Genomic DNA, 5,126 nt, shown 5'->3' with positions numbered 1-5,126 from the left:
TTCACCGTTCCAACCCGTCCGGAATCGAATCCCGCCCGAGAACGTCGTCACACGTCTCACGCCGTCGGAGCAGGTCGTGCGTGCCGTCGCTCCGGACCAGCACGACTGGGGGTTTCGGCTCGGCGTTCGTGTGGCTCGCGCTCCCGAGCGAGTACGCGCCGATTCGGTCCACCGCCACGAGGTCGCCAGGCCCGAGTTGGGGAAGGGAAACGTCCTCGCTTATCACGTCGCCGGAGTAACAGAGCGGGCCAGCGACGTGGTATTCCTGTCCCGGGTCGCGGTCTTTCACCGCGTAGACGGGGTACGGCCAGTAGGAGGAGACCGCGTTCGTCCCGCCGTCGAGCACGACGAAGTCGGCAAACGGTGTCTCCTTGATCACGCCGACCGTCGCCACAAACGTCCCGGCGTTGCCGACGAGTCGCCGACCGGGTTCGACGAACAGCTTCGGCTCCGAGAGGTTGTGTGCCTCACAGCTCTCCCGAATCGTGTCGGCCATGTACGACACGATGTCCTCGGTCGCGGGGACGTCCTCGTCGTACGGGACAGGGAATCCGCCGCCGAGGTCGAGGACGTCGATTTCGACGCCCAGTTCGTCGCGCACGTCCGCCGCGAAACCGAGCATCTCGCGGGCCGCGACGCCGTACGGTTCGACGCCGCGAACCTGACTGCCGACGTGCAACTGCACACCAGCGAGCGAGACGGCGTCGGATTCGACCGCCTTCTCGGCGACGGCCATCGCCCGCCCGCTCACGATGTCGAGACCGAACTTGCTTTCGAGCGTGGCCGTCGCAACTTCCGGATGGGTCGGCACGTCCATCGCGGGGTTGCCGCGAATCAACACGTCCGGAACCGCCCCGGTCGCCTCGGCGGCAACGACCACCTTCTCCAACTCCGTCGCGTTGTCGATGAGCAGGTGCGAGACGCCCCAGTCGAGCGCGCGTTCGATATCCGCCGGAGTGCGGTTCATGCCGGTGAGGAGGACGTTCTCAGGGTCGAACCCCGCCCGTTGCGTGGCCGTCAGTTCACAGCGCGCGTACGCTTCGGCCTTACAACCCGCGTCGCGGAGTATCGAGAGGATTCCGAGGTTGTAGTTCGCCTTCACCGCGAAGTGGACCTCCGAGTTCGGATACTGTTCGTCCAGCGCTCCGCGAAGAGTGTCGTAATTCGTGCGCAAATCGTCCTCGAAGAAGGCGTAGAGCGGCGAACCGAACGCCGAGACGAGGTCGTCGGCGTGCGTGCGCAGTCGCTCCTTTCTGTCCGCTAGTTCCATGCCAGAACATCCGACAACGCGAGGATAATCGTTCGCCCTCCCATGCTAGGCGACGAACGTTGCGTTTCGTTACCTCTTCCCCGACACGAAAGTATTTGTAGGAACCGGGGACCAGTGTGTCGGCATGGCAACGAAACCGGAGTCGATTCCCGATGCGCCCTGACACGCCGAGCATCGAAACCCGCGACGAACTGGCGGGATACATCGATCGATACGACGACGAAATCGACGGCGAACTCGGCGCCTTCCTCGGATTTCCGACCGACGATAGGAACTTCGATGTAGTCTACGCTCGCGACGAGAACCACGTCTTCCAGAGCGCGAGCACGATCAAACTCCCCGTTCTTTACGCCCTCTACGAGCGATACGACGGCCAATTCGGCGAACTCGACCGTCCGTGCCCGCTCACCCCGGAGAACCGCGTCGGCGGAAGCGGGCTGTTGCACTTACTTGACGCGACGCCGACCCTCGAAGACCTCGCCGTGGCCATGATCTCGGTCAGCGACAACGCCGCGACGAACCAACTCATCGACCACCTCGGCATCGAATCGGTGAACGACGCGGCGGCCCGACTCGGCATGGAGCGAACCCGCCTCGCGCGAAAGATGATGGCGACGCTCGAAGACTACGACTTCGAGGAGTTCGATATCAGCGTCCCGGCGGACGAACCGACGAACGCAACGACACCGCTCGACTGCGCCCGGTTCTTCGCCGACCTCGTTTATCGGAGGATGCTCTCAGCAGAAGCCTACGAGCGAATGCGAGTCTCGCTCAATGCACAAAAGGACACGTCGATGATCCCGCGGTACCTTCCCTACGAAACCGAAGTTGCCCACAAAACCGGGTGGCTCCCGACCGCCGCGTTGGACACCGGAATCCTGTCGGTCCCCGACCGGGACGAACCGCTCGTGTTTTCGGTGTTCATCGACGGCGTCGGTTCGGCGGACGGTGAAAACGGGGACGCCCGTCAGAACGGTGCCGACGCGGCGGACGCCATCGCGGAAATCGGCGACGCCGTGTTCACGTGGCTGGGATGATACGGCGCGCGAGTTCGAACTTCTCATCCAAATCTTCGATATACGCGTCGTCCTCCGGGTCGAGGCTGTTGATCACCACCGACTCCGCGCCGCCGTAGGCGTGGGCGTACTCGTCGTCGCCGAGGCTAACCGCGACGTGGCCGGGGAAGAAGAGCAGGTCGCCGGGGAGCAGTTCGTCACGCTCGACGGACCGTCCCATGACCCGCTGTTGGTCGGCGTCGCGTGGCAGGGTGATACCGTTGACTCGATAGGCGATCCACGCCAGTCCGGAGCAGTCGATCCCGTCGCTCGTCATGCCACCCCAGTCGTAGTCGGTTCCGAGGAACTCCCGCGCGATTTCGACGACGGCCTCGCCGGTCGGGTTCTCGGGTGGCCACTGGACGACTCCCGCGGAGGCGGTTGCGTGCTCGCCGGTGCGGAAGCGAACGGTCGTCTCGTTCCCGCCTTCGTCCTCGACTCGGCAGTCGGTTCCGGCGTACACCGTCTCTCCGTCGTCCGTCTTCGTATCGTGGACGACGACCGCGTTCGTTTCGTCGTCCTCGATCGGTGCGAGCGCGCTTCGGTCGAGCCATCCCAGATAGCCGTCCGGCGTCAGCACCCGCGACCAAGTTTCATCCTCGTCGTCGAACACCTCGACTCGCGCGCCGTAGAGCACCTGCGTTACCTGTTCGGCCTCGTCGTCCGGATCGTCGCACACGGATACGACTGATCCGGTGACGGTTCGCTCGGTTCGCAGTTCATCGAGGATTTCGAGGTCGCTCGTCACCGCCGTCTCGATTGCTCGTTCGACCGCCGCTCGCGCCTCGGCTTCGAGTTGCGGCGTCGAGACGCGTCCATGAAGTTCGATTCCATCAGTGGTCGGTTCGGGGATCACGTCGAAGACGGCAACCCGCTCGTCGGGTGCGTGGACGGTTCGACAGCGTTGGAGTGCCAACAGCGCGCGGTGGCCGTCGTTCAACCGTTCGCCGTCGTCCAACCGTTCGGTTCCCGTTCGTTCGCTTCGGTCCATGCCCCCTGTGTTCGGAGCGCCCTCAAAAAGCCACCCCCTAGTTGGCTCGCGCTATCGGAGTTGGACGACTTCCGGTTCGAACGTCTCGCCGGTCCAGCGCCACGACCCGACGAACGGGTGGGAACCGTTCAGCGAGACGATGACGTTGGAGTAGCCGTCCCATGTCGCGTCCGCGGCGTCGGTTTCGCTGGGCGCGTCGGGACCCATGGGATGGGAGTGATAGAAACCGACCACCTCGGAGCCGTCCGCTTCGATTCGATCCATGACCGCGAGTTGCTCCTCCGGGTCAATTTCGTAGTTCGTACGCGTGTCCGCCGCGACGTTTTCGGCGTGATACACGCCCCCCACTTCGGCCCGCTCGCCGCGTGATCCCGCGAGGATTCCGCAAATCTCATCGGGGCGACCCCGACGCGCACGGCTGACGAGCATATCGTACACTTCGCGCGAGAAGACGAGCATGGACGTGATTTCGGCGGGAACGCGAATAAACGAGGGGGCCGTGTACCAACCGAAACCCACTTGCAGTGGAAGCGGCAATCGACTGACGCGCGAGGGTTGCCAAGCCAGGCCAACGGCGGCGGGCTTAAGACCCGCTCGTGTAGACGTCCATGGGTTCGAATCCCATCCCTCGCATTTTCCAACGTCCACACCACACGCCTAACCGAGTAGAATGGTATTCGCTCAGCGAAGCGTGCGGGCTATGCCGAAAGGGAAGGTGGTGTTCGAGTAGACGGGAATACCATCGCACATCGTTCACCTTTCCATTCTACCGAAACGGGGGAAATACCCCGAGAACGAGAGCCACTGATTTTTGCACAAAGAATTTGCCGACATTCTTCGTGGAAACAACAATGTCCTCCTCTTCACGACGGGCCTTCCTCGCGGCGGGTTGTACGGCGGCCGGACTCGGCCTCGTCGGCTCGCAGGTGAACGGGTTCACGAAGGAGAAAATAGCCGCCAGTCTGTCCCCGCTTCCGGGGATTCGAGCCACCGGGAAGCCACTCGACGTGCAAACGACCGTCGAGGATACGGACGCCGAATACCTCCCGAAGACGAACGAGGTCAGGGTCGTGACCGCCCGGAACAGTTCGGGTGCGGTTGCGTACGCCACGGAGCCGTTCGAGCAGTGGGGCGAGATGAAAGCCGGAGGGATTGCGATCCGTAGGGTTCAACGGCGCATCGAAGTGATTTTCGATGACGCATATACCTCGTCCGGCCTGTCGTCTCACGACGGAGATTGGTTCGTCTCGACTGCACCGACCGGCCCGGGAGTGACGCAAAAGGAGATGGTGCGGAAGCTCCCCGACCACGTGACCGTGACGATGACGTTTGCCGGTCAGACCGATACGACGTCGATTCCAGGGGTCGTGGAAAAGCGACAGGAAGCCGCGCTGCTGTGATCCGAACGCAACGAGTACCGAATTGTCCCGCCGCCGAACTATACTGGAAGAGGGTCGAATCCGTTCAGTGAAGAAATAAGAGCGCTCGAATTGCGGCAACAGAGAGATGTTTCGATTGCTCATTGAGGTGTGAAGTCCTTCATCAATATATTGGTAATTTTAGAATCCCATCCATAAATAGACCACAAACAGGGTAATTTCTCGAAAAATATCGTAGTATTCTGCAGTTTTGCATGGATAATCGTAACAATAATCAGTCGATGATGGGAATCGATGAGCAGCGATCTATGTCCCCTGTTCACATGCGAACTTCGACAGCCCGCGTGCTGCTCCTCGTCTCCATTGCGGGACTCCTTCTCGCCGGAATATCGAGTTCGACGATCGGCGGGCCCGACGGACCACGAATCGCC

Annotated in this window: 5 protein-coding genes and 1 tRNA gene; 3 read left to right on the top strand and 3 right to left on the bottom strand. The window is 62.2% G+C overall.

Going from position 1 to position 5,126, the window contains the following annotated elements; genetic code table 11:
* Position 1 precedes the first annotated feature (1 nt).
* Entirely contained in the window at positions 2–1,270 is a 1,269-nt protein-coding gene (gene lysA, locus WBV42_RS16700) for a diaminopimelate decarboxylase (protein ID WP_423987026.1), read from the bottom strand.
* Positions 1,271–1,422: 152 nt separating this feature from the next.
* Between lysA and WBV42_RS16695 the strand changes: the two genes are divergently transcribed.
* Positions 1,423–2,307: a serine hydrolase gene (locus tag WBV42_RS16695; protein ID WP_423987025.1), complete on the top strand. Its 885-nt coding sequence runs from the start codon at positions 1,423–1,425 to the stop codon at positions 2,305–2,307.
* Here WBV42_RS16695 and WBV42_RS16690 read toward each other — a convergent pair.
* Both WBV42_RS16690 and WBV42_RS16685 read right to left on the bottom strand, forming a co-directional pair.
* Positions 2,291–3,316: a C40 family peptidase gene (locus tag WBV42_RS16690; RefSeq protein ID WP_423987024.1), complete on the bottom strand. Its 1,026-nt coding sequence runs from the start codon at positions 3,314–3,316 to the stop codon at positions 2,291–2,293. The genes WBV42_RS16695 and WBV42_RS16690 overlap by 17 nt on opposite strands.
* A 51-nt stretch (positions 3,317–3,367) precedes the next feature.
* The gene (locus WBV42_RS16685) at positions 3,368–3,775 is read right to left on the bottom strand and encodes a desampylase (protein WP_423987023.1); all 408 of its coding nucleotides are present in this window, start codon (positions 3,773–3,775) and stop codon (positions 3,368–3,370) included.
* 89 nt (positions 3,776–3,864) lie between these two features.
* Here WBV42_RS16685 and WBV42_RS16680 point away from each other — a divergent pair.
* Both WBV42_RS16680 and WBV42_RS16675 read left to right on the top strand, forming a co-directional pair.
* Positions 3,865–3,949, top strand: a tRNA-Leu gene (locus tag WBV42_RS16680).
* Positions 3,950–4,167: 218 nt separating this feature from the next.
* Positions 4,168–4,716 (top strand): hypothetical protein, encoded by a 549-nt coding sequence (locus WBV42_RS16675; protein ID WP_423987022.1) that lies wholly within the window; start codon positions 4,168–4,170, stop codon positions 4,714–4,716.
* Positions 4,717–5,126: the final 410 nt, after the last annotated feature.

The organism is Haladaptatus sp., assembly GCF_049589095.1.
Taxonomy (GTDB): domain Archaea; phylum Halobacteriota; class Halobacteria; order Halobacteriales; family Haladaptataceae; genus Haladaptatus.
This window is presented reverse-complemented; position numbering and strand designations above follow the sequence as displayed.